This is a genomic window from Oerskovia turbata (assembly GCF_000718325.1).
Lineage (GTDB): Bacteria > Actinomycetota > Actinomycetes > Actinomycetales > Cellulomonadaceae > Oerskovia > Oerskovia turbata.
The window spans coordinates 85,445-105,760 of sequence record NZ_JOFV01000001.1; the positions used below are offsets into that span (position 1 = coordinate 85,445).

General features: G+C 72.5%; 23 protein-coding genes and 1 tRNA gene. 16 read left to right on the top strand and 8 right to left on the bottom strand.

Annotated elements, in window-relative coordinates; all coding sequences use genetic code 11:
• Window positions 1-62: 62 nt before the first annotated feature.
• The 4 genes from IE95_RS0100400 to IE95_RS0100415 all read right to left on the bottom strand — a co-directional run bounded on the left by IE95_RS0100400 (window position 63) and on the right by IE95_RS0100415 (window position 4,981).
• Window positions 63-1,301, bottom strand: coding sequence for an NAD(P)/FAD-dependent oxidoreductase (locus IE95_RS0100400; RefSeq protein WP_030143993.1), 1,239 nt, complete (start codon window positions 1,299-1,301; stop codon window positions 63-65).
• 211 nt (window positions 1,302-1,512) lie between these two features.
• A tRNA-Pro gene (locus IE95_RS0100405) sits at window positions 1,513-1,589 on the bottom strand.
• A gap of 123 nt (window positions 1,590-1,712) precedes the next feature.
• Window positions 1,713-2,657 carry a metallophosphoesterase gene (locus IE95_RS0100410; RefSeq protein WP_036570250.1) on the bottom strand — a complete coding sequence of 315 codons (945 nt, stop codon included), beginning with the start codon at window positions 2,655-2,657 and terminating at the stop codon, window positions 1,713-1,715.
• Between the two features lie 11 nt (window positions 2,658-2,668).
• Window positions 2,669-4,981: a transglycosylase domain-containing protein gene (locus IE95_RS0100415; RefSeq protein ID WP_051702527.1), complete on the bottom strand. Its 2,313-nt coding sequence runs from the start codon at window positions 4,979-4,981 to the stop codon at window positions 2,669-2,671.
• A gap of 143 nt (window positions 4,982-5,124) precedes the next feature.
• On the opposite strand from IE95_RS0100415, the gene sp36 reads away from it, so the two are divergent.
• Together sp36 and IE95_RS0100425 are read left to right on the top strand one after the other, a co-directional pair.
• Window positions 5,125-5,289 (top strand): Sp36 family protein, encoded by a 165-nt coding sequence (gene sp36, locus IE95_RS20620; protein WP_021481786.1) that lies wholly within the window; start codon window positions 5,125-5,127, stop codon window positions 5,287-5,289.
• On the top strand, window positions 5,289-5,777 hold the full coding sequence (locus IE95_RS0100425; protein WP_030143996.1) for a RidA family protein: 489 nt from the start codon (window positions 5,289-5,291) through the stop codon (window positions 5,775-5,777). Before sp36 ends, IE95_RS0100425 begins: the two co-directional genes overlap by 1 nt.
• Window positions 5,778-5,860: 83 nt before the next feature.
• Here the strand turns inward: IE95_RS0100425 and IE95_RS0100430 are convergent, their stop codons facing one another.
• On the bottom strand, window positions 5,861-6,538 hold the full coding sequence (locus tag IE95_RS0100430) for a Crp/Fnr family transcriptional regulator (RefSeq protein WP_030143997.1): 678 nt from the start codon (window positions 6,536-6,538) through the stop codon (window positions 5,861-5,863).
• Window positions 6,539-6,733: 195 nt separating this feature from the next.
• Between IE95_RS0100430 and nth the strand changes: the two genes are divergently transcribed.
• On the top strand, window positions 6,734-7,465 hold the full coding sequence (gene nth, locus IE95_RS0100435) for an endonuclease III (RefSeq protein WP_240666185.1): 732 nt from the start codon (window positions 6,734-6,736) through the stop codon (window positions 7,463-7,465).
• A gap of 6 nt (window positions 7,466-7,471) precedes the next feature.
• Here the strand turns inward: nth and IE95_RS20775 are convergent, their stop codons facing one another.
• Together IE95_RS20775 and IE95_RS20780 are read right to left on the bottom strand one after the other, a co-directional pair.
• Entirely contained in the window at window positions 7,472-8,404 is a 933-nt protein-coding gene (locus IE95_RS20775) for an alpha/beta fold hydrolase (RefSeq protein WP_030143999.1), read from the bottom strand.
• Entirely contained in the window at window positions 8,401-9,195 is a 795-nt protein-coding gene (locus tag IE95_RS20780; RefSeq protein WP_240666186.1) for a winged helix-turn-helix transcriptional regulator, read from the bottom strand. The genes IE95_RS20775 and IE95_RS20780 overlap by 4 nt, the downstream gene beginning before the upstream one ends.
• A gap of 218 nt (window positions 9,196-9,413) precedes the next feature.
• Here IE95_RS20780 and IE95_RS0100450 point away from each other — a divergent pair, with 218 nt between their 5' ends.
• From IE95_RS0100450 to IE95_RS0100465, 4 genes are read left to right on the top strand one after another with little or no spacing between them, the layout of a single operon-like run.
• Window positions 9,414-10,148, top strand: coding sequence for a hypothetical protein (locus IE95_RS0100450; RefSeq protein ID WP_030144001.1), 735 nt, complete (start codon window positions 9,414-9,416; stop codon window positions 10,146-10,148).
• Between the two features lie 56 nt (window positions 10,149-10,204).
• On the top strand, window positions 10,205-10,636 hold the full coding sequence (locus IE95_RS0100455; RefSeq protein ID WP_030144002.1) for a thioredoxin family protein: 432 nt from the start codon (window positions 10,205-10,207) through the stop codon (window positions 10,634-10,636).
• A 40-nt stretch (window positions 10,637-10,676) separates the two neighbouring features.
• The gene (locus IE95_RS0100460) at window positions 10,677-11,138 is read left to right on the top strand and encodes a DUF4395 domain-containing protein (protein ID WP_030144003.1); all 462 of its coding nucleotides are present in this window, start codon (window positions 10,677-10,679) and stop codon (window positions 11,136-11,138) included.
• 52 nt (window positions 11,139-11,190) lie between these two features.
• Complete coding sequence (locus tag IE95_RS0100465; RefSeq protein WP_051702528.1) at window positions 11,191-11,862, top strand: pentapeptide repeat-containing protein; 672 nt, start codon at window positions 11,191-11,193, stop codon at window positions 11,860-11,862.
• A 143-nt stretch (window positions 11,863-12,005) separates the two neighbouring features.
• Here IE95_RS0100465 and IE95_RS0100470 read toward each other — a convergent pair whose 3' ends face one another.
• Entirely contained in the window at window positions 12,006-12,416 is a 411-nt protein-coding gene (locus IE95_RS0100470) for a DsrE family protein (RefSeq protein WP_240666188.1), read from the bottom strand.
• A 250-nt stretch (window positions 12,417-12,666) separates the two neighbouring features.
• Here IE95_RS0100470 and IE95_RS0100480 point away from each other — a divergent pair, with 250 nt between their 5' ends.
• From IE95_RS0100480 to IE95_RS0100520, 9 genes are all read left to right on the top strand, one after another.
• Complete coding sequence (locus IE95_RS0100480; protein WP_030144006.1) at window positions 12,667-13,287, top strand: heme-binding beta-barrel domain-containing protein; 621 nt, start codon at window positions 12,667-12,669, stop codon at window positions 13,285-13,287.
• 83 nt (window positions 13,288-13,370) lie between these two features.
• A complete protein-coding gene (gene ygfZ, locus IE95_RS0100485) occupies window positions 13,371-14,582 on the top strand; it encodes a CAF17-like 4Fe-4S cluster assembly/insertion protein YgfZ (protein WP_051702529.1) in 1,212 nt (403 codons plus the stop codon).
• Window positions 14,583-14,642: 60 nt separating this feature from the next.
• Window positions 14,643-15,794 (top strand): FUSC family protein, encoded by a 1,152-nt coding sequence (locus IE95_RS0100490; RefSeq protein WP_030144008.1) that lies wholly within the window; start codon window positions 14,643-14,645, stop codon window positions 15,792-15,794.
• A 143-nt stretch (window positions 15,795-15,937) separates the two neighbouring features.
• Window positions 15,938-16,201 (top strand): type II toxin-antitoxin system Phd/YefM family antitoxin, encoded by a 264-nt coding sequence (locus IE95_RS0100495; protein ID WP_030144009.1) that lies wholly within the window; start codon window positions 15,938-15,940, stop codon window positions 16,199-16,201.
• A 13-nt stretch (window positions 16,202-16,214) separates the two neighbouring features.
• The gene (locus IE95_RS0100500; RefSeq protein ID WP_030144010.1) at window positions 16,215-16,640 is read left to right on the top strand and encodes a type II toxin-antitoxin system VapC family toxin; all 426 of its coding nucleotides are present in this window, start codon (window positions 16,215-16,217) and stop codon (window positions 16,638-16,640) included.
• Between the two features lie 9 nt (window positions 16,641-16,649).
• Window positions 16,650-16,997, top strand: a complete 348-nt coding sequence (locus IE95_RS0100505; RefSeq protein WP_036570254.1) for a DUF2516 family protein — start codon at window positions 16,650-16,652, stop codon at window positions 16,995-16,997.
• A gap of 5 nt (window positions 16,998-17,002) precedes the next feature.
• On the top strand, window positions 17,003-18,004 hold the full coding sequence (locus tag IE95_RS0100510; RefSeq protein ID WP_420819375.1) for an asparaginase: 1,002 nt from the start codon (window positions 17,003-17,005) through the stop codon (window positions 18,002-18,004).
• On the top strand, window positions 18,001-18,426 hold the full coding sequence (gene dtd / locus IE95_RS0100515; protein WP_030144013.1) for a D-aminoacyl-tRNA deacylase: 426 nt from the start codon (window positions 18,001-18,003) through the stop codon (window positions 18,424-18,426). The genes IE95_RS0100510 and dtd overlap by 4 nt, the downstream gene beginning before the upstream one ends.
• Window positions 18,427-18,724: 298 nt before the next feature.
• A complete protein-coding gene (locus IE95_RS0100520; RefSeq protein WP_206053272.1) occupies window positions 18,725-20,281 on the top strand; it encodes a glycosyl hydrolase family 18 protein in 1,557 nt (518 codons plus the stop codon).
• The last annotated feature ends 35 nt before the right edge of the window (window positions 20,282-20,316 follow it).

Genomic DNA, 20,316 nt, shown 5'->3' on the forward strand with positions numbered 1-20,316 from the left:
GGGTGCGGGACCACGGCCCGGGCCCGGGGCTCCGGCTCCGGCCGGGCTCGTGCCGGGGCCGGTCAGGCGCGGAACGCCACCAGGGCGTCCCGGTCGACCGGCCCGGCGGACCGGACGATCTCCTCGACGCGCTCCATCTGCTCCCAGACGTTGACCGTCATGCCCGCCTGGACCCTGTCGCCCGCGACCCAGAACGCGACGAGCTCGTGGTCCTCGAGGGACCCGCTCACGACCACCTCTGTCCCGGCCGGGTCCTCGACGAACCCCAGGTACTCCATGCCCACGTCGTACTGGTCGGAGAAGAAGTAGGGCAGCTTGTCGTAGGGCTCGCGCGAGCCCAGCATGGCGCGCGCCGCGTGCGGCCCGGTCTCCAGGGCCACGGCCCAGTGCTCGACCCGCAGCGGGCGGCCGTAGCGCGGCGAGGGGACGCTCGCGATGTCTCCCGCGGCCCACACGTCCGGGGCCGACGTCCGCAGGGTCGCGTCGACGGCCAGCCCGCCACCCAGGCTCGCGTCGCGCAGGTCGATCCCCGCGGCCTCCGCGAAGCCGACGTTGGGCGTCACTCCCACACCGACCACGACGACGTCGGCGGCCACGTGCGTGCCGTCCGCGACGTCGAGCCCCGTGACCCGCCCCTCGCTGCCCGTGATCCCCACGACCTGGGCGTTGCGGTGCAGGTGCACGTCGTGGTCCGCGTGGACCTTGCCGTACATCTCTCCCATCAGCGGGCCCAGCACGCGCCCGAGGGGGTGCACGCCGCGCCCGACGACCGTCACGTCCAGGCCGAGGCTGCGCGCCGAGGCCGCGACCTCCATCCCGATCCACCCGTCACCCACGACGGCGAGCCGGCCCGCGCCCTCGCGGGCCGAGGCCTCGAGCGTCGCGGCGAGCAGGTCGGCGTGCTCGATGGTGCGCAGGTAGTGCACGCCCTGGAGGTCCGCACCGGGCACCGCGAACGAGCGCGGTGTCGATCCCGTCGCGAGGAGCAGGCGCGCGTAGGGCAGCGTCGTCCCGTCGATCAGCGTGAGCGAGTGCGCGTCGACGTCGATCCCCGCGGCGCGCGTCGCGGTCCGCAGGTCGACGTGGTGGTCGGCGTACCACTCCTCGGACAGGGGGAACAGGACGTCGCGCTCGGCCTCGCCGCGCAGGTAGTCCTTCGAGAGCGGTGGGCGTTCGTAGGGCCGGTGCGGCTCGCTCGAGACGACCACGAGGTCGCCGTCGTACCCCTCGGTCCGCAGGGACTCGGCGGCCTTCGCGGCCGCCAGGCCGCCTCCGACGATGACGATCGGCTCCTCAGCCATGACGACGACCTCCGACGCTGGGGGTGCAGGACCCTCATCGTGACACCGGAACGGGGGACCCGCATAGGGCCGTCACCCTCGGCGGACAGGGCGGTCACCCTCGGCGGGTGGGGCGTCACCCTCGGCGGACAGGGGCGTCACCCTCGGCGGGTGAACGGGGGGGGCGGGAACGACGAAGGCCCGGAGTCCAGTGGACTCCGGGCCTTCGTGCTGGTCGGGGTGACAGGATTTGAACCTGCGACCTCGTCGTCCCGAACGACGCGCGCTACCAAGCTGCGCCACACCCCGATTGCTCCCGTGGCGACCGGCCTGCGGAGGGTCCTCGAAAGGTCCCGCCAAACCTGCGCGCTGGAGCCTGCCTAGAATAGCCGACGTTTGCCCCTGCGACGAAACCGGCCCCTCAGTGCGTGCTCACGGTGCCGTGAGGGTCACGAGCGTCGCCTCCGGACGGCACGCGAACCGGAAGGGCGCGTAGGGCGAGGTGCCCGCCCCGGCCGACACGTGGAGCCAGGTCGAGTCCTCGCCGCCGGGGGCGTCGGGCCGCGCCCCGGGCCAGCCGTGCAGGCCCTTGGCCCGCCCGCGGTCCAGGTCGCAGTTGGTCACGAGCGCCCCGTAGAACGGGACGCAGAGCTGCCCGCCGTGGGTGTGGCCGGCGAGGATCACGTCGGCACCGTCGTCGTGCATCTGGTCGAGGACGCGCACGTAGGGCGCGTGCACCACGCCCATCCGCAGGCCCGACGACGCAGCGTCCGTCCGGCCGTCGCTCGCCGCTTCGTCGCGTGGGGCAGGAAAGACGTCCCTGTCCAGGTGCGGGTCGTCGACGCCCACGAGGTCGATGTGCACACCTCCGACGTCGATCGCGTCGCGGCGGTTGGTGAGGTCGATCCAGCCCGCGGCGCTGAACGCGGCGGCCAGCCTGTCCGCGGGGAGCCGCGGCGGGTCGATCTTGTGGAAGATCCGCGCGTCGGGCAGCAGGTACCGCGCAGGGTTCTTGGGCGAGGGCGCGAAGTAGTCGTTCGACCCCATGACGAACGCGCCGGGAGCGCTGCTCAGGAGCGGCTCGAGGGCGTCGAGGAGGGGCTCCAGCGAGTCCACGTGCGCCAGGTTGTCCCCCGTGTCGACCACGAAGTCGGGGCGAAGGGTCGCGAGCGACCGGATCCACTCGATCTTGCGCTCCTGCGTGGGCGTGAGGTGAAGGTCCGAGAAGTGCAGGACCCGCACGTCGGACGCCCCCCGAGGGAGCACCGGGACCGTGACCTCACGCAGCGTGAAGAGCGTGGTCTCCAGGTGGGCGTAGGCGAGCGCCCCCGCTCCGGCAGCGGCGAGAGCGCCGACGCCGACGAGTGCGGGGTGCACGCGGGCCCGGGTCAGTCCTGCTCCTCGTCCGTCGTGCCGGTCTGGCCGCCACCGTTCCCGTTGCCGCCACCGTTGTTGCCGCCACCGTTCCCGTTGCCGCCGCCGTTGTTGCCGCCACCGTTCCCGTTGCCGCCGCTGTTTCCGGTCTCACCGTCGCCCGGCGGGGTCGTGGGGGTCGGGGGAGCCTGGACCTGGCCGACCATCTTCGGGTCCGGCGCCGGGAACGGCTGGGCAGGGGTGCCTGCGAGGACGGTGTTCATGTAGTCACGCCAGGTCGGCGCAGCGAGGTCCGACCCGAACCACCACTGCTTGCCGACACCGTTGATGACGAAGCGACCACGTCCGTTGCTGCGCATCTCGACGTTCTTCTCGGCGTTGCCGATCCAGACGGCCGTGGAGACCTGCGGGGTGTAGCCGACGAACCAGGTGTGGGTGTTGAGGTTCGCGGTACCGGTCTTTCCGGCGCTCGGGCGTCCGTCGAGCTGCGACTTCTTGCCCGAGCCCTGGGTCATGACGTTCTCGAGCGCGTAGGTCACGGTGTTGGCCACCGCGGGGTCGATCGCGGCCGTGCAGTTGGCCGAGGGGACCTCGAGGTCGTTGCCCTCCGCGTCGACGATGCGGGTGATGGCGATGGGGTCGCAGTAGGTGCCGCCGCTCGCGAACGTGGCGTAGGCCGCAGCCATCTGCAGGGGAGAGGACTCCTGGGTGCCGATGACCATCGACGGCATCATCTTGACGCCGTTCTCCTTGTCGGCCGTGACGGCCGGCTTGAAGCCGATGGCCTCCGCGGTCGACTTGACGTCGCACAGCCGCAGCTGGGCCTCCATGGTCGCGTAGGCCGTGTTGATCGAGTTGTACGTCGCGCGCAGGACGGTGATGTTGCCCTGGTCGTTCTTGCCGTCGGAGTTGCTGGGGCTCCAGGGCTTCGGTTCGTTGCGCACCCGCGCACCGCACCAGTCGAAGTCGGTGTTGTTCCATGCGCGCTTGTTCGCGCTCACCGTCTCGTTGAGCGTGTGGCCGGACCTCAGCCACTCGGCCAGGAGGAAGGGCTTCCAGGTCGATCCGGGGGAGAAGCCGCGCGAGGAGCCGTGGGCCTGGTCCGCGCTGTAGTTCTGTGCCGTCGTGCCAGGCTCGGGTTCGAGGGCGGCGTCGTACGGTCGGTTCTGGGCCATCGCCAGGATCTTCCCGGTGCCGGGCTCGATCGAGACGATCGCGTCCTCGATGCCGCTCGGGTCGTCCGTCGGCACCGCTGCCAGGGCGTTCTCCTCGGCCGCGGCCTGCATCGCGGGGTCGAGCGTCGTCGTGATGTCGAGGCCTCCGCGGTAGAGCAGGGCCTTGCGGTCCTTCTCGGTCTCGCCGAAGCTCGGGTTGGAGATGATGACCTTGGTGACGTAGTCGCAGAAGAACGCCGCACCGTTCGCGGCCTCGCAGCCGACCTGCACGGGCACGACGTTGAGCGTCGCGGGCACGGGCAGCGCGATCGCCTCGTCGCGCTCCTGCGCCGTGATGTAGCCCTGGTCGTGCATGGCCTTCAGCACCAGGTCGCGACGCTCCTGGGACTTCGCCGGGTTGGTCACGGGGTCGTACTTGCCGGGGGCGTTGGTCACGCCGGCGATGGTCGCCGCCTCGACGATGGTGAGGTCGGACGCGCTCTTGCCGAAGTAGTGCTGTGCTGCGGTCTCGACGCCGTAGACACGGACGCCGAACTGCGCGATGTTGAGGTAGCCCTGGAGGATCTCGTCCTTCGTCATGCGCTTCTCGAGCGAGATCGCGAGCTTGGCCTCGCGGGCCTTGCGCTCGATCGTGTCGTCCTTGACGGCCTCAGCGGCGATGGGGTCCTCGTCGCGCACGGCCTGCTCGATCAGGACGTTCTTCACGTACTGCTGCGTCAGGCTGGACCCGCCCTGCTTGGCGCCGCCCGAGGCGTTGTTGAGCGCCGCGCGCAGGGTGCCCTGCGTGTCGATCCCGCCGTGCTCGTAGAAGCGTCGGTCCTCGATCGCGACGACCGCGTTCTTCATGTGCTCGGAGACCTGGTCCAGGGGGACCACGATGCGGTTCTCCTGGTAGAAGGTCGCGAGCAGCGTGGTGCCGTCCTTCGCGTAGACGCGCGACAGCTCTGCCAGGGGGCCCGGCTCGAGCTCGTCGGGCAGCTCCTCGAAGATCTGGGCGCTGCTGTCGGTGACCTGGCTGGCGCCCGCCGCGAGGGGGATCAGCAGTCCCGCGCCCAGCACGCCGCCGACCCCGGAGACCAGGACGAACGCCAGCAGCAGGGCGATGAGCTGATAGGCGTTGACTTGTCGACGGGGACGCGCAGGGGAAGCCATAGGCGCAAGCCTACGGGAGGGCGCCGACGCTCCTCCGGGGATTGCGGCCCCACCGCGTGTGCGGGTTGTGTGAGCATCCGTGGGCCGGTTCGGGGAGCAGGTGTGACCTGTGCGCGGGCTGGATGGCGACTACGCTCGGGCCCATGGCAACCACCTGGGAGTACGCGACCATCCCCCTCATCATCCACAACACGAAGGCAGTCCTCGACCAGTGGGGCTCGGACGGCTGGGAGCTCGTCCAGGTCGTCACGGGACCCGACGGCAACGGCCTCGTGGCCTACCTCAAGCGCCCGACCGGCGAGAAGTAGTGGCCGGCGTCGTCGACGCCCGGCTCGCCGAGCTGGGCATCACCCTGCCCGACGTCGCAGCGCCCGTCGCGGCGTACGTCCCCGCGGTGCGCACCGGCCGGTACGTGTACACCTCGGGTCAGCTCCCGTTCGTGGCGGGCGCCCTGCCGGAGACCGGCAAGGTCGGTGACGGCGACGGGCTCGTCGCACCGGCCGACGCTGCCGGCTACGCCCGCACGAGCGCGCTCAACGCGGTCGCTGCGGTCAAGGCGATCGTGGGGGACCTCGACCAGGTCTCCCGGATCGTGAAGGTCGTCGGGTTCGTCGCGAGCGACCCGTCGTTCACGGGTCAGCCGGCCGTGATCAACGGTGCCAGCACGGTGCTCGGGGAGGTCTTCGGCGAGGCGGGCATCCATGCGCGCAGCGCGGTGGGCGTCGCGGTGCTCCCGCTCGACTCCCCGGTCGAGGTGGAGCTCGTCGTCGAGCTGGAGGACACCGCGGACGCCTGAGCCACGCTCCCGGGACGGCGAGAGGCCGGTCGCGCCACCCTCGGGTGGTGCGACCGGCCTCTCGACGTCTGGTGCGTCCGCGGTCAGCGTGCCCGGCGCTCGAGCCGGTCGACGTCGAGCAGGACGACCGCACGGCCCTCGCGGCGGACCCACCCGCGCGTGGCGAAGTCGGCGAGAGCCTTGTTGACCGTCTCGCGCGACGCGCCGACGAGCTGGGCGAGCTCCTCCTGCGTGAGGTCGTGCGCGACGCGCACGCCCTCGTCCGTCTCCTCGCCGAAGCGGGTCGACAGGTCGAGGAGGGCCTTGGCGACACGTCCGGGCACGTCCGAGAACACCAGGTCCGCGAGCGTCTCGTTGGTGCGGCGCAGGCGTCGGGCCAGCGCGTTGAGCAGGTGCTTCGCGACGCTGGGGTGCTTCTCGATCCACTCGATGAGCTGCTCGTGGCGGAGCTCGTAGAGCAGGGCGTCGGACACCGAGCTGGCCGTGGCGGTGCGTGGCCCCGGGTCGAAGAGCGAGAGCTCTCCGAACATCTCGCCCGGACCGAGGATGGACAGGAGGTTCTCCCGACCGTCGTTCGAGCGGCGGCCGAGCTTGATCTTGCCCTGTGCGATCACGTACAGCCGGTCGCCGGGCTCGCCCTCGCGGAAGAGCACGTCTCCACGGGTGAGCTCGATCTGCTGCATCGAGTCGAACAGCGTCCGGGTCTCTTCGCGGTCCATGGTGGCGAAGAGGGGGGCCGAGAGCACTACGTCGTCGTCCACGCGATGTCCTTCGAGTGTTGAGCGGACTTTCCCGGCATGAGCCCGTCTGCATCGGCGGAGTTCGAGCGAACCGGTACTCGTGATTCCTCCCACAAGTCTGCCTCATGCGCGCAACTCGGACCGCCACCGACCCTGCGGGAGCTGCGCGCAAGGCGTGGGAGAGGCGTGTGGGTGGGGCCGAGTAGGCTGCCGAACGTGACCACTTCGGGCGGTACCTCGAGTCCTGCACCAGCCCCGCACGCCGAGTCACGGCTCGCCCTGGTGCGACGAGCACGGCGGACCAACCGCGAGCTGGCGTCGACCTATCCGGACGCGCACTGCGAGCTGGACTTCACCACGCCGCTCGAGCTGTTGATCGCGACGGTCCTGTCGGCGCAGACCACGGACAAGCGCGTCAACCTGACCACGCCGGAGCTCTTCGCCCGCTACCCGGACGCGGCCGCGTACGCGGCCGCGGACCGGGAGGACCTCGAGGACATCCTGCGGCCCACCGGCTTCTTCCGGGCCAAGGCGCAGTCGGTCATCGGGATCGGGCAGGCGCTCGTCGAGCGCTACGACGGTCAGGTCCCCCGGAGCCTCGACGACCTGGTGACGCTGCCCGGCGTCGGGCGCAAGACCGCCAACGTCGTGCTGGGCAACGCGTTCGGCGTCCCGGGGCTGACGGTCGACACCCACTTCGGGCGCCTCGTGCGCAGGCTGGGGTGGACCACCGAGGAGGATCCCGTCAAGGTCGAGACGGAGGTCGGAGAGCTCATCGAGAAGCGCGAGTGGACCATGCTCTCGCACCGGCTGATCTTCCACGGACGCAGGGTCTGCTTCGCGCGCAGGCCGGCGTGCGGGGCGTGCACCATCGCGCAGCTGTGCCCGTCGTCCGGGGTCGGTGAGACGGACCCGGTGGTCGCGGCGGGCATGGTCAAGACGGACTGAGCCCGCTCAGCCCCGTGTGGTGGGCAACCAGTCCAGCAGGAGGCGCGTGACGTCGTCGGGCGCCTCTTCCGGGAGGAAGTGCCCCACCCCTTCGAGGACCTCGAAGCGCAGCGAGCGCGAGACGGCGGCGGCGTCCGCGTCGGTGAGCTCGCGCCGCAGGAAGCCGTCGGCCCCGCCGTGGACCTGGAGCGTCGGGATGGTGATCGGTCGGCGCAGCGCGCTGCGGAAGCGGCGCCCGTCGGGCCGCGGCGCCGAGCGCACCGACCAGCGGATGGCCTCCATCGCGGAGTGCGCCGCGAACGGGATGCGCATGACCGTGCGGTAGGTGTCCACCGCTTCAGGGGTGAACGGGGTCGTGGCCCCGGCGGCCAGGACCCGGCCGACCAGGTCGTCCTGCGTGAGGGCCCGCTCGGGGAACGTCGGGAGCTGGGCGAACGCGAGGTGGCGCTGCGCGAGCGGCGTCAGGAGCCTGCGGCCCGACGTGTGGACGTGCGAGGGGTGCGGGGCGGCGAACGCCGCGACACCCGCGGTCACCGCGGGCTGGAGCGCGGCCATGGCCCAGGCGAGGCCGCCACCGGTCCCGTGCCCGACGACGACGGCGCGGTCGGCACCCAGCGAACGGACCACGCCCGCGACGTCGCGCGTGCGGGTCGGGGCGTCGTAGCCGATCGGAGGCTTGTCCGACGCGCCGGTGCCGCGCAGGTCCATCGCGGCGACCCGGTAGCCGGCCTCGGCGAGCGCCTCGAGCTGGTGCCGCCACGCCCACCAGAACTGCGGGTAGGAGTGCAGCAGGAGCACGAGGGGGGCGTTCGAACCGCCGCCGCGGGACTCGGGGCCCGCCACCGCGAGGTGGAAGCGGGCACCGTTGGCGGGCACGAACTCGTGCCGCCAGGGGCCGTCGACGAGGGCTGCGGAGAAGTCGCTCGAGTCGGTCGTCACCCGGACGAACCTACCTGCTCGCTCGAGGCAGTGTGTCCGGTCGCCCCGGTCCCCGGCGCGTCGCTCGTGCCCTCGTCCGCGTCCGCGTCCGCGTCCGAGGCCGCGGCCGTGCGTCGGTCCTTGGGCGGGTCGAAGCGGTAGCCGACGTTGCGCACCGTCCCGATGAGCTGCTCGTGCTCGGGGCCGAGCTTGGCACGCAGCCGACGCACGTGGACGTCGACCGTCCGGGTGCCCCCGTAGTAGTCGTAGCCCCAGACCTCCTGCAGGAGCTGGGCGCGCGTGAACACGCGCCCCGGGTGCTGCACCAGGTACTTGAGGAGCTCGAACTCCTTGTAGGTCAGGTCGAGCGGGCGTCCCCGCAGGCGTGCCGTGTACCCGCCCGCGTCGATCGCGAGCTCGCCCGCCGAGATCTCCTGCGGGACGTCCTCGGCACGGCCGTGCGACGAGCGCTCGATCACGAGCCTCAGCCGGGCCTCGACCTCGGCCGGGCCCGCGTGCTCCAGGAGCAGGTCGTCGGCCCCCCACTCGGCGGTGACCACGGTCAGGCCGCCCTCCGTCAGGACGAGGACGAGAGGGACCGTCAGGCCGGTCGCGTGGAGCAGGCGGCAGGTGGTGCGGGCAGCCGCGAGATCGCGGCGTGCGTCGAGCAGCACGACGTCCGAGTCGGGCGCGTCGACGAGTGCCGACGGCTCCATGGGTAGCACCCGCAAGCGGTGCGACAGCAGTCCCAGCGCAGGCAGGATGTCGACGGACCCACCTGTCGCCGGTGTCAGGATCAACAGCTCTGCCACCGACGCACCTCCTCCCAGTGACCCCCGAGGAGGCCGGAATCATTACCGTAGCGCGTGGAACAGGGGTCGACGGGGTGACCAAGGCCTGTGCGCTGTTACAACCTTGTTTCGTGTTCTCGTGCGGCGTCATCTGGGAGACTCATGTTCGTGCTCAGCCTCTGCGGACCCGGTGCCGCCCCCGCAACCTCGCCGCTCGCGTCGCCGGGGGAGTGTGCCTAGTGGGCCTCTCCTCACGTGCCGTCGCCACGTCCGTGGTGGCCGCGGCGGTCGCCGCCGCCGCGTTCTTCGGACTCGTGCCCCTGACGATCGCGGCCGCCGTGCTCGTCGTGCTGGTCGCCGTCGGGTGGCCCGCGCTGCTGGGGCAGCCCGCCCCGGGCGGTTCGGGTCTGGTGATCGGTCTGACCGGTGTCGGCGCGGTCGCCGCGGTGTTCGCGACCGACGGCGAGCCCGCGCTGCGCAACCTGCCGCTCGTGCTCGCGATGGGCATCGTGCTGGCGTTCGTCGCCGAGATGCTGCGTCGGGACGGCCGTCCGCGGCTCGTCGAGTCGCTCCTGGGCACCGTGAGCGGGCTGGTCGTCGCGGTCTCGGCCGCGGGCTGGATCGCGACCGACCGTACCGACGCCGGGGCGGAGCTCGTGGTGACGTGCGCGGCGACGCTCGCCGTCGCGTCCGCGATCTCGGCGCTGCCGCTCGCCGGGTGGTGGAGCTCGATCGCGACGGTCGCCGCTGCCGCTGCGGCCGGGGGCGGCCTCGGGTACGTGCTGCCCGAGGTCGCGATCAGCAACGGGCTGTGGACGGGCATCGTCTCGGGGATGCTGGTCGCGGGGCTGCGCGCCCTGTTCGACCAGCTGCCGGCCCTCGAACGCAGGCAGGCCGCAGTTGCTGCGACAGTGCTGCCCGTGACGGTCGGGGGGATCCTGGTCTTCGTGGTCGGTCGCGTGGTCGTGGGCTGAGCGACCTGCCGCACGGCGGACCTGCCGTGCTGCTGTCCGAGAGAGAGGTCGACGCCATGGTCTGGCGCATCGTGGTCCTGGTCGTGGTGCTCGCTGCGAGCGTGCTGCTCGGGCTCTGGTGGCAGCGCCGGCAGGGAGTGGTCCGCGCAGCCCGGCACGCGCACGAGGACGGCGCGGTCGACTGGGCGGCCCTCGGCATCGTGCTGGGGGAGCACCGGACGTTGGTGCAGTTCTCGAGCGAGTTCTGCTCGCCCTGCCGGCACACGGCCCGCGTGCTCGACGAGGTCGTCGCGGCGCGCACCGACGTGACACATCGCGAGATGGACGTCGACGAGCACCACGATCTCGTGCGAACCTTCGGCATACTGCGCACTCCGACGGTGCTCGTCCTCGACCCGTCCGGTCGAGAGGTCGCTCGGATGAGCGGCAGCGTGAACCGGGCCCAGGCGGTCGAGGCGCTCGACGTGCCCGCCGGGTCCGTCGCCTGACACCGCTCGCCCACCGGGGCGGGCCGACCGAGGAGCCGCCATGTCGCACGACCCGCACCCTTCTTCGAGCGTGGCCCCGGGCATCGACCCGCGGGGCCCTCGCGTCGGGGCCGGGATCACCGCACTGCTGCTCGCCGTGACCCTGCTCCTGGGCGCCTCCCAGGCGGGGCTGTGGTTGCTGACGTTCGTCGCGCTGAGCTTCCTGCTGGGGGCGTTGCGCGGCGCGCAGGGCACGTGGCAGGGCTGGGTCTTCAAGGCGCTCGTCCAACCCAGGCTCGGCCCGACGGCGGAGCGCGAGGACCCGCGTCCGCCCCGGTTCGCGCAGGGTGTCGGGTTCGTCATCACGGGGGTCGGCGTGGTCCTGGGCTTCACGGTGTCGCTCGTGGCCGTGCCGGTCGCTGCGGCGCTGGCCCTGGTGGCGGCCGTGCTCAACGCGGCGTTCGGCCTGTGCCTGGGGTGCGAGATGTACCTGCTGATCCGGCGGTTCGCGCCCGCCCGCTGACGTCTCGCGGCGGCACGGAGGCGCCGCGGCGTGGGAGGCGTAGGGTCGTGCGGTGCCTGCGCAGAACATGTCCTCGACCACCGTCCCGCCCCGGATCAAGCGGCTGCGTGCCGGGGTCCGTCACCCGGGCGACGCCGAGGGGATCGGCGCGGAGGACCGCCGCCACGACGAACGGTTCGAGGGGGGCGACCTGTCCCACGCGGACCTGTCCGACGTCACGTTCGAGCGCTGCGACCTCGTCGGCCTCTCGCTGCACCACGCGGACCTGCGGGCCGCGACGTTCAGCGAGTCCCGGCTCGAACGGATCGACGCACCCGTCCTGAGCGCCCCGCGGTCCGTGTGGCACGACGTCGTCGTGGCCGGGTCGAGGATAGGGTCGGCGGAGCTCTACGAGTCGGGCTGGCGGTCGGTCGAGCTGGTCGACTGCAAGCTCGGGTACGTCAACCTCCGCGGCGCGACGGTCCGCGACCTGCGCCTCACGCGGTGCACCGTGGACGAGCTCGACCTGACGAACGCCCAGGCCACCCGTGTCGTGTTCGAGGACACCTCGGTCGACCACCTCGTCCTGGCCGGCGCCCGGCTGGCGCACACCGACCTGCGCGGGGCGACGCTGCGCCGGATCACGAGCATCGAGAGGCTCGCGGGGGCCACGCTCAGCCCGCCCCAGCTCGTCGAGATGGCGCCGCTGTTCGCGGCGGAGATCGGCATCCGCGTCGAGGACTGAGCACGGGGTCCGGCTGAGACCGCCACCCCGGGGCGAGTCCCGGCGCCCACGCCCCGCCACCGTGCCGCGAGAGGCGAGGTGCTCGCGCGGGGCGAGCACCGCCGTCGGGCAGCGGGGGAACGCGTGGCGAGGGCCACGGAGCGTCAGTAGACGAGGGCCTGGGCCCCCGGGCGCAGCGCCTCCTCGACGAACACCGACGCCCCGGCGATGCGGACGCCCGGCAGCAGGTCGGCCTCCGTGATGCCGCGTCGCACCGCACACTGCGTGCAGACCGTGACCGTCCCGGCGGACAGGATCACGTCCAGCAGGTCCGGCAGGGCCGTCGCGTGCTCGAGCTCGAGCTCGCTCGCGCGCCCCGGGAGCCCGAACCACGAGGACTCCCCGGTCAGCCACACGCTGACCTCGACCCCGGCCGCGACCGCGGCGGCCGCGACCGTGAAGGCCTGGTTGGTCGCCTCGGGGCGTTCGAGGCCCGCGGTCGACTTGACGACGAGCGAGCGGGAGACGGCGGCCGGGGCGGCCGAGGACAGCGGCGGGACGGGCTGGGAGGTCACGTGCGCGAGCCTAGAGGCCGGACGGTAGGATCGGCGACATGTCCACGCATGCACTCGAACTCATCTTCCTGGGACTGCTGATCGCCGCGACCGTGACCATCACGTGGTTCGCCGGGTTCGTCGTCTACAAGCTGTACAAGGGTCAGCGCTGACCTGAGCGTCGCTCCGGGCGTCCGCGCCCGGTGGGACCACGGTCCCGCTCCCCTCGTCGTCGTCACCGGTCCGCTGGGACCGTCGGAGGTACCACCAGATGGCTTTCGCGTTCCCTGAGGGGCTCGCCCCCGAGGCCTACCCGCTCGCGTGGCTCGTGGGTTCCTGGCGCGGTGAGGGAGTCATCGCCTACCCCGGGATCCCCGAGACCCCGTTCGTCCAGGACGTCGTGTTCGACCACGACGGCGGCCCGTACCTGCGGTACGAGTCGACCATCCGCGTCCTCGAGGCCGAGGTTCCCGAGACCGTGCCGGAGGACTGGACCACTGACGACACCGCCGCACCGCCCGCTCACCCGTCGAGCGACCAGACCGAGCCGAGCACCGAGGGACACCTCGCGCCCGGCCGCATCTGGTCCACCGAGACGGGCTACTGGCGCGTCTCCCCCGAGCGCCCCGAGGGGCTGCCCGAGGACAAGTCCGCGATCGAGGTCATGATCGCGGACCCGTCGGGCCGCATGACCCTGTACCTGGGGGTCGTCGGCAACGGTCGGGTGGACCTGTCGAGCGACGCCATGATGCGCACGGCCACCTCGGCCGAGGTCACGGCGTCGAACCGGCTCTACGGCAACGTCCAGGGCCAGCTCCTGTGGGTGTGGGAACTGGCGGCCTTCGGTCAACCGTTGCAGTCGTACGCGTCGGCGAAGCTGGACCGCCTCTAGCCCTCCGACGCATGAGGCACGGCCGACGCCACCGCGCGGCCGGACGGACGTGCGCCCACCGGCGCCGAGGAGGTTGTTGCACCGTGACCGCTGGACCTGACGACGCCCCCCAGACCGACCCCGCGGTCCGGACGAGCCCGCTGCTCTCGCGCCCCGGCGCGGTCGCGGGCTCCGGCCCCGACGCGGGCGTCGCCTGGCACTACGGCGACCCGACGGGCGAGCAGCGTGCGCTCGGGTCGGGCGGTGCGGTCGTCGACCTCTCGCACCACGGCGTCGTGCGGGTCACGGGCCCCGACCGCCTGACGTGGCTCCACTCGATCACGTCGCAGGACCTCCTGGGCCTGGCGCCCCGCACCTCGACCGAGCTGCTCGTCCTGAGCCCGCAGGGGCACGTCGAGCACGCGGCAGGGGTCGTCGACGACGGCGAGTCCACGTGGCTCGTGACCGAGGGCTCGCACGCCCCGGCCCTGGCCGCCTGGCTCGACCGGATGAAGTTCTCGCTGCGCGTCGAGATCACCGACATGAGCGACGAGATCGCCGTCCTGGGCGAGCCCCGCGACGCGGAGGGCGTGGAAGGCGAGCCCGTCACGTGGCGCGACCCCTGGCCACGCACCGCGCCAGGCGGCACGCGCTACGGTCCCGCGGACGACGAGCACCCCGGCGCCCACCGCCCGTGGCGCCTGGTCCTGGTGCCCCGCGCCGAGCTGCCCGACGCCGTCGCGTCCCGAGAGGCCGCCGGGTGGCGGCTCGCCGGGACCTGGGCGAGCGAGGCCCTGCGCGTCGAGGCGTGGCGTCCCCGCCTCGCGACCGAGGTCGACCACCGCTCGATCCCGCACGAGCTCGACTGGCTGCGCACCGCGGTCCACCTGCACAAGGGCTGCTACCGCGGCCAGGAGACCATCGCGCGCGTGCACAACATGGGCCGTCCGCCGCGGCGCCTCGTGATGCTCCACCTCGACGGCTCGGGACACCTGCTCCCCGTCGCCGGCGCCGAGGTGCGCCTGCCGGGCGGCTCCCCGGGGCCGGACGGGGTGGTCGCGCCCGGCCGTGCCGTGGGGGTCGTGACGTCCGTCGCCCGGCACCACGAGCTGGGTCCGGTGGCGCTCGCGGTCCTCAAGCGCAGCGCCCCCGAGGACGTCGAGCTCGTCGTCGACTGCGACGGGGGAGCGGTCGCCGCGGCCCAGGAGGTCGTGGTCCCCGGCGAGGGCGTGTCGGTCGACCGGCCTGCGCCGCGCGGTCCGGTCGCACGAGGCGTCACCCCCAAGGGCGCGGGCGCACCCCAGAGCATGATCTAGAACAGAGTCTGAGGACCGTGCCGGGACTCCGGCACGGTGGGACGCGGTGAGCAGGAGCACATGACGCAGGCGCGGGAGTCGGCCGGGGGAGCGACGCCCCCGGAACCGGGGGCGGTCGAGACGGCCCGCAAGGCGTTCCGCCGGCTCGTGCTCCGCGCCCGGCTGCGGCAGGGGACCTCCCGGGTCCGGGTCGCGTTCTGGCCCATCATCCAGGCCTCGCTCGCCGCGGGCGTCGCGTACGGGATCGCGCACTACCTGCTCGGTCACCCGTACCCGTTCTTCGCCCCGGTCTCGGTGTGGGTCTGTCTCGGGTTCAGCCAGGACCGGCAGGTCCGCAAGGTCGGCGAGCTCGCGATCGGGGTCGCGGTGGGCGTGGGCCTGGGGGACCTGGTCGTCCACTTCATCGGGTCCGGCTGGTGGCAGGTCGCGGTCGTCCTCGCGTCGTCGGCCCTGGTCGCCCGCTTCATCGACCGCGGCGCCCTCCTCGCGACCCAGGCGGGCGTCCAGGCCATCGTCATCGTGGGTCTGCCCGCGACGCAGACGGGCGGCCCCGGGGGGCGGCTGGTCGACGCCCTGGTCGGAGGCGCGGTGGCGCTGCTCGTCGCGACGCTCACCCCGGGGGACCCACGCCGTCGGCCCCGGATCCTGGGCGACGAGGCGACGACCGAGCTCGCGGAGACGCTGGAACTGCTCGCCCGTGGCTTCCGCTCGGGCGACGTCGACGACCTGGACGCCGCGCTCGTGCGCGGGCGCGCGTCCGAGCCCGCGCTCGAGGAGTGGCAGGCCACCGCGACGAGCGCCCAGGAGCTGTCCCGGGTGAGTCCCGTGGGGCGCAAGCACCGCACCGAGCTGGGCGACATCGAGCGCAAGGCGGTCCTGGTGGACCGTGCCATGCGCAGCGTCCGCGTCCTGGCCCGACGCGCACGCCCGGTCGCGGGGGCCGACCACGACCTCCTGCCCGTCGCGGCGATCGTCGACCGGTTCGCGGCCGGCACGCGCGTCCTGGCCGAGGCGATCGGCGCGGGTCGCGACCCGTCGACCGCGCGCGAGATCCTGGCCGACACGGCGGCGGCAGCCGACCCGCGGACGGTCGGTGCGGGGGACTGGCAGGTCCAGTCGCTCGTGATGCTGCTGCGCTCACCGATCGTGGACACGCTCGAGGCCGCGGGGATGTCTCCCGAGGACGCCCGGGCGGCCCTGCACGAGCTCTGACCGGACGCCCCGGCGCGCCGGGAGCACGTCGCGAGCACGCGGGGAGCACGCTCGAGCACGCCACGGCGCACATGCGACAGATCCGCAGGACTGGCACGCGTGGAGGTCTACGCAATCCGGGCGTTGGCCGGTACCTTCGGGGGATGGAGGTTTCCGTCAGCGCCCTGCGGGCCGAGCTGAAGTCGTGGATCGAGCGGGCGCGTGACGGGGAGGACGTGGTGATCACCGAGCGCGGCGTCCCGGTCGCCCGGCTGAGCGCGATCGGCAGCGCGGACCTGATCACGTCGCTGACCCGAGACGGTCTGCTGTCCCCGGCCGTCGAGGAGCGGCCCGTGCACACGCCGCCCGCTCGCCCGGCCGCGAAGCAGTCGGCGATGTCGGGCCTCGTGCGCCGCATCCGCCGCTGACCCGGCGCACCCCATGGCACTGGTCTACTTCGACGCGAGCGCGCTCGTGAAGCTGTGCGTCTCGGAGCCCGGCTCCGAGCTCGCGAGCGCCCTGTGGAACCGGGCGGACGTGGTCAGCACGAGTCGCCTGGCGGACACCGAGGTCCGGGCCGCGCTCGCTGCGGGCGAGCGCGCGGGGGTCCTCGACTCCGTCGAGCGGGCTCAGGCGCTCGCCACGTGGGAGAGGCTGTGGCCCGCGCTGCACCTGGTCGAGGTCTCGCCCGAGATCCTGGACCGGGCGAGCGTGCTCGCGGGGGGCGACGGGCACTCGCTGCGCGGCGCGGACGCCGTGCACCTGGCCTCGGCACTGGTGCTGCGTCACGAGGACGCGATCTTCGCGGTGTGGGACGAGCGTGTCGCGAGCGCGGCGCGCGCGGAGGCGTTGCGCGTCCTGCCGTAGGCTCGTGTCGTGTTCGGTGCAGCCCAGACCCTCGTCTACCTCGTCCTCTTCCTCGCGGTGTTCGTCGCGCAGCTCGTCGCGCTCGTCGATGCCGCGAGCCGCCCCAAGAACGCCTACACGGCCGAGGGGAAGCTGACCAAGAACATCTGGCTGCTCATCCTCGGCGTCTGCGCCGCGCTGGGCTTCATCGCCCTGCCGCCCATGGGGGCGAGCGTCGGCTTCCTCAACATCTTCGCGGTGGCGCCCGCGGTGATCTACCTGGTCGACGTGCGTCCTCGCCTCAAGCCGTACGGCCGGGGCTCGGGTGGCTCCGGCGGTTCGGGTGGCAACCGCGGCGGACGTCCGGGCGGGTGGTGAACCCCGTGGTGCTGCGCTCCGCCGCTCCGCTCGCGGAGGTCGTCCGGGGCGACCTGGTCGAGTCCGTGCACCTGGGGCACCTGGTGACGCTCGACGCCTCGGGCGCCGCAGAGCTCGTGGTGGGCGACCCGTCGACCGTGATCTGGCCCCGGTCGTCGGTCAAGCCGTTCCAGGCCGTCGCGATGCTCCGCAACGGGCTGTCCCTGCCGCCGCGCCTGCTGGCGCTCGGCGCTGCGAGCCACAACGCCGAGGCCTTCCACCTGGCGGGGGCGCGCGAGATCCTCGCGGGGGTCGGGCTCGACGAGTCGGCGCTGCGCAACACTCCGGACATGCCGGTCCACCCGCCTGCGGCGTTCGCCTGGCAGGAGCAGGGGAACGGCCCGGCGTCGATCACGCAGAACTGCTCGGGCAAGCACGCGGCGATGCTCGCGACGTGCGTCGCGGCCGGCTGGGACACCGCGACGTACCTGGACCTCGCGCACCCGCTGCAGGTCGCGATCCGCGAGACCGTGCTCGAGCTCACGGGTGACGACGCCGCTGACCTCCACGTCACGGTCGACGGTTGTGGGGCGCCGCTCTTCTCGACGACGCTGCTGGGCATGGCGCGGGCGTTCGGGCGGTTGGCCGCCGCGCCGTCGACCGCCCCTGGGGGGCCCGAGGCGCTGGTCGCGCGCGCGATGTCCTCGTTCCCCGAGATGGTCGGCGGGACGGGGCGGGACGCGACCGAGGTCATGCGAGCCGTGCCGGGCCTGGTCGCCAAGGACGGCGCGGACGGCGTGTACGGTGCGGGCCTGCCGGACGGGCGGGCGCTCGCGTTCAAGGTCCTCGACGGTTCCCCTCGCCCGCGCCCCGCGGTGCTGGTCGCGGCGCTGGCGGCGCTGGGGGCGGGCGCCCTCCCGGGGGCCGACGGCGCCGCGCTCGACCGCGTCGGCCGTACCCCGGTCCTGGGTGGCGGAGAGCCCGTCGGTGAGGTGCGGGCCACGTTCGGACCGGGCCGCGCGGCATGAGGGCGGTCCTGCAGCGTGTGACGCGCGCGAGCGTGAGCGTGGGCGGCGAGGTCGTGGGCAGCATCGACCGGCCGGGCCTGGTCGTGCTCGTGGGCGTGACGCACGACGACGGGCCTGCGCAGGTCGAGCTGGTGGCGCGCAAGGTCGCCGAGCTGCGGATCCTGCGTGACGAGCGGTCGGTGCTCGACGAGGGTGCACCTGTCCTGGTCGTCAGCCAGTTCACGCTCTACGCGGACACCAGGAAGGGGCGGCGTCCGTCGTGGAACGGCGCGGCGAGGGGGGACGTGGCCGAGCCGCTCGTCGCCGAGGTGGTCACCGCGCTGCGTACGAAGGGCGTCGAGGTCGCGACCGGTGTGTTCGGTGCGGACATGCAGGTCGAGCTCGTCAACGACGGCCCGGTGACGATCCTGGTCGAGGCGTAGCGGCCCGTCGCCCGCGGAAACCTACCGTTCGTACCGTTTCGAGCGATTCACCGGTTAGGTAAGGGAAATCCCTTATGTGACCGCTGTGAACCGTGTGGAAGCCCCGTACATCTTTCGCGCGCGACGCTGGCTAGGTTCGGAAGTGCCCAGCCGCTGGGGTCCGTTCCGAGACCCCCAGCACCTGGGGCTCCGGAACGGACCGGAGTCAGCGCACGGAAGACGAAGAGGCCTCCCTTTGCACGCATCCCGCAACAACCCCTCGCTACCACGCCGCACCCGCCGTGCCGCCGGTGCCGTGGTGACCGCGACGACCCTCGCCCTCGTGGCGTCGGGCCTGGTCGCGGCAGGCACCGCGACGGCCGCGCCGGCCGCACCCGCCGCGGTCAGCCCCAACGGTGACAACGACATCAACGGGTACCGCAACGTCGGCTACTTCATGTCGTGGGCTCCCGAGAACTACGGCTACACGGTCAAGGACTTCCAGGAGTCCGGCCAGGCCGACCAGATCACGCACGTCAACTACGCGTTCGCGAACATCCACCCGACCGACCTGACGTGCTTCATCTCCGACAAGGACGGGTCGCCCGCCCCCGGCGGCAACGACGGGGCCGGTGTCGCCGGTGCCGACTTCGTCGACGCCGTCAGCGCGGCCGACTCGATCGACGGGGTCGCGGACTCTGCCGACCAGGCGCTCGCCGGGAACTTCAACCAGCTCCTCAAGCTCAAGGAGAAGAACCCCGACACCAAGGTGCTGGTGTCGATCGGTGGCTGGACCTGGTCCAAGTTCTTTTCGAAGGCCGCGGCGACGCCCGAGTCCCGCGAGAAGTTCGTGTCCTCGTGCATCGACCTCTACCTCGAGGGCAACCTGCCGGAGATCGACGGTCGCGGAGGCGCGGGCGCAGCAGCCGGCCTCTTCGACGGCATCGACATCGACTGGGAGTGGCCGGGGGCCCCGGACTGGTCGCAGCACCCCGAGAACTTCGTCGACCCGGTGAACGACAAGGCGAACTTCACGGCGCTGCTCGCGGAGTTCCGCGAGCAGCTCGACGAGTACGGTGCCACGAAGGACAAGGAGTACCTCCTGTCCTCGTACATCCCCGTGAACCCGACGGTCATCAACGCCGGCTGGGACGCCCCGGCGATCTTCGACTACCTCGACTACGGCAACATCCAGGGCTACGACCTGCACGGTGGCTGGTCGCCGAACCTGGCCGGGCACCAGTCCAACCTGCACGACGACCCGACCTACACGGGCGAGATCTCGGTCGAGCAGGGGATCGACCTGTACCTGAGCCGTGGCGTCGACCCGCAGCAGATCACGCTGGGCATCCCGGCGTTCGGCCGTGGCTGGACGGGCGTCGTGGCCGGCGACTCGGACGGTGCGTGGCAGTCCGCCGCGGGCGTGGCCGAGGGCACGCACGAGCCCGGGTACAAGCAGTACTTCGAGCTGCGCGACCTGGGCACCGAGTACTTCGACGAGACGACCGGTTCGTCCTGGCGCTACGACGGCAACGAGTGGTGGACGGTCGACACCCCGCGCGCCGTCGAGTTCAAGGCGAAGTGGGTCGCGGAGAAGGGCCTGGGCGGCTCGATGTGGTGGGACCTCGCAGGTGACTACGAGGACGAGCTGGTCGGTACGGCCGCGGACGTCTACCGCGCGTCGCAGGCCGGCCCGGTCGACTCGGACGCTCCCGGTGGATGCTACGGCGACTGGACCACGGCGGGCATCTACACTGCTGGCCAGGTGGCGTCCCACCAGGGCGTCAACTACCAGGCCAACTGGTGGGTCCACACCAACGCACCGGGCACCGAGACGCACTGGAGCCCGTGGCGCGTGGTCGGTTCCTGCGTCTGACCTGACGCGGTAGCGGCCTCTGCCCTGCGCAACCT

Bases quoted from the DNA above. Each gene is read 5' to 3' on its own strand.
- IE95_RS0100400 (WP_030143993.1), bottom strand. From the start codon at position 1,301: ATGGCTGAGGAGCCGATCGTCATCGTCGGAGGCGGCCTGGCGGCCGCG.
- dtd (WP_030144013.1), top strand. From the start codon at position 18,001: ATGAGGGCGGTCCTGCAGCGTGTGACGCGCGCGAGCGTGAGCGTGGGC.
- IE95_RS0100490 (WP_030144008.1), top strand. From the start codon at position 14,643: ATGACGCAGGCGCGGGAGTCGGCCGGGGGAGCGACGCCCCCGGAACCG.
- IE95_RS0100455 (WP_030144002.1), top strand. From the start codon at position 10,205: ATGGTCTGGCGCATCGTGGTCCTGGTCGTGGTGCTCGCTGCGAGCGTG.
- IE95_RS0100415 (WP_051702527.1), bottom strand. From the start codon at position 4,981: ATGGCTTCCCCTGCGCGTCCCCGTCGACAAGTCAACGCCTATCAGCTC.
- IE95_RS0100500 (WP_030144010.1), top strand. From the start codon at position 16,215: ATGGCACTGGTCTACTTCGACGCGAGCGCGCTCGTGAAGCTGTGCGTC.
- IE95_RS0100495 (WP_030144009.1), top strand. From the start codon at position 15,938: ATGGAGGTTTCCGTCAGCGCCCTGCGGGCCGAGCTGAAGTCGTGGATC.
- sp36 (WP_021481786.1), top strand. From the start codon at position 5,125: ATGGCAACCACCTGGGAGTACGCGACCATCCCCCTCATCATCCACAAC.
- IE95_RS0100480 (WP_030144006.1), top strand. From the start codon at position 12,667: ATGGCTTTCGCGTTCCCTGAGGGGCTCGCCCCCGAGGCCTACCCGCTC.
- IE95_RS0100460 (WP_030144003.1), top strand. From the start codon at position 10,677: ATGTCGCACGACCCGCACCCTTCTTCGAGCGTGGCCCCGGGCATCGAC.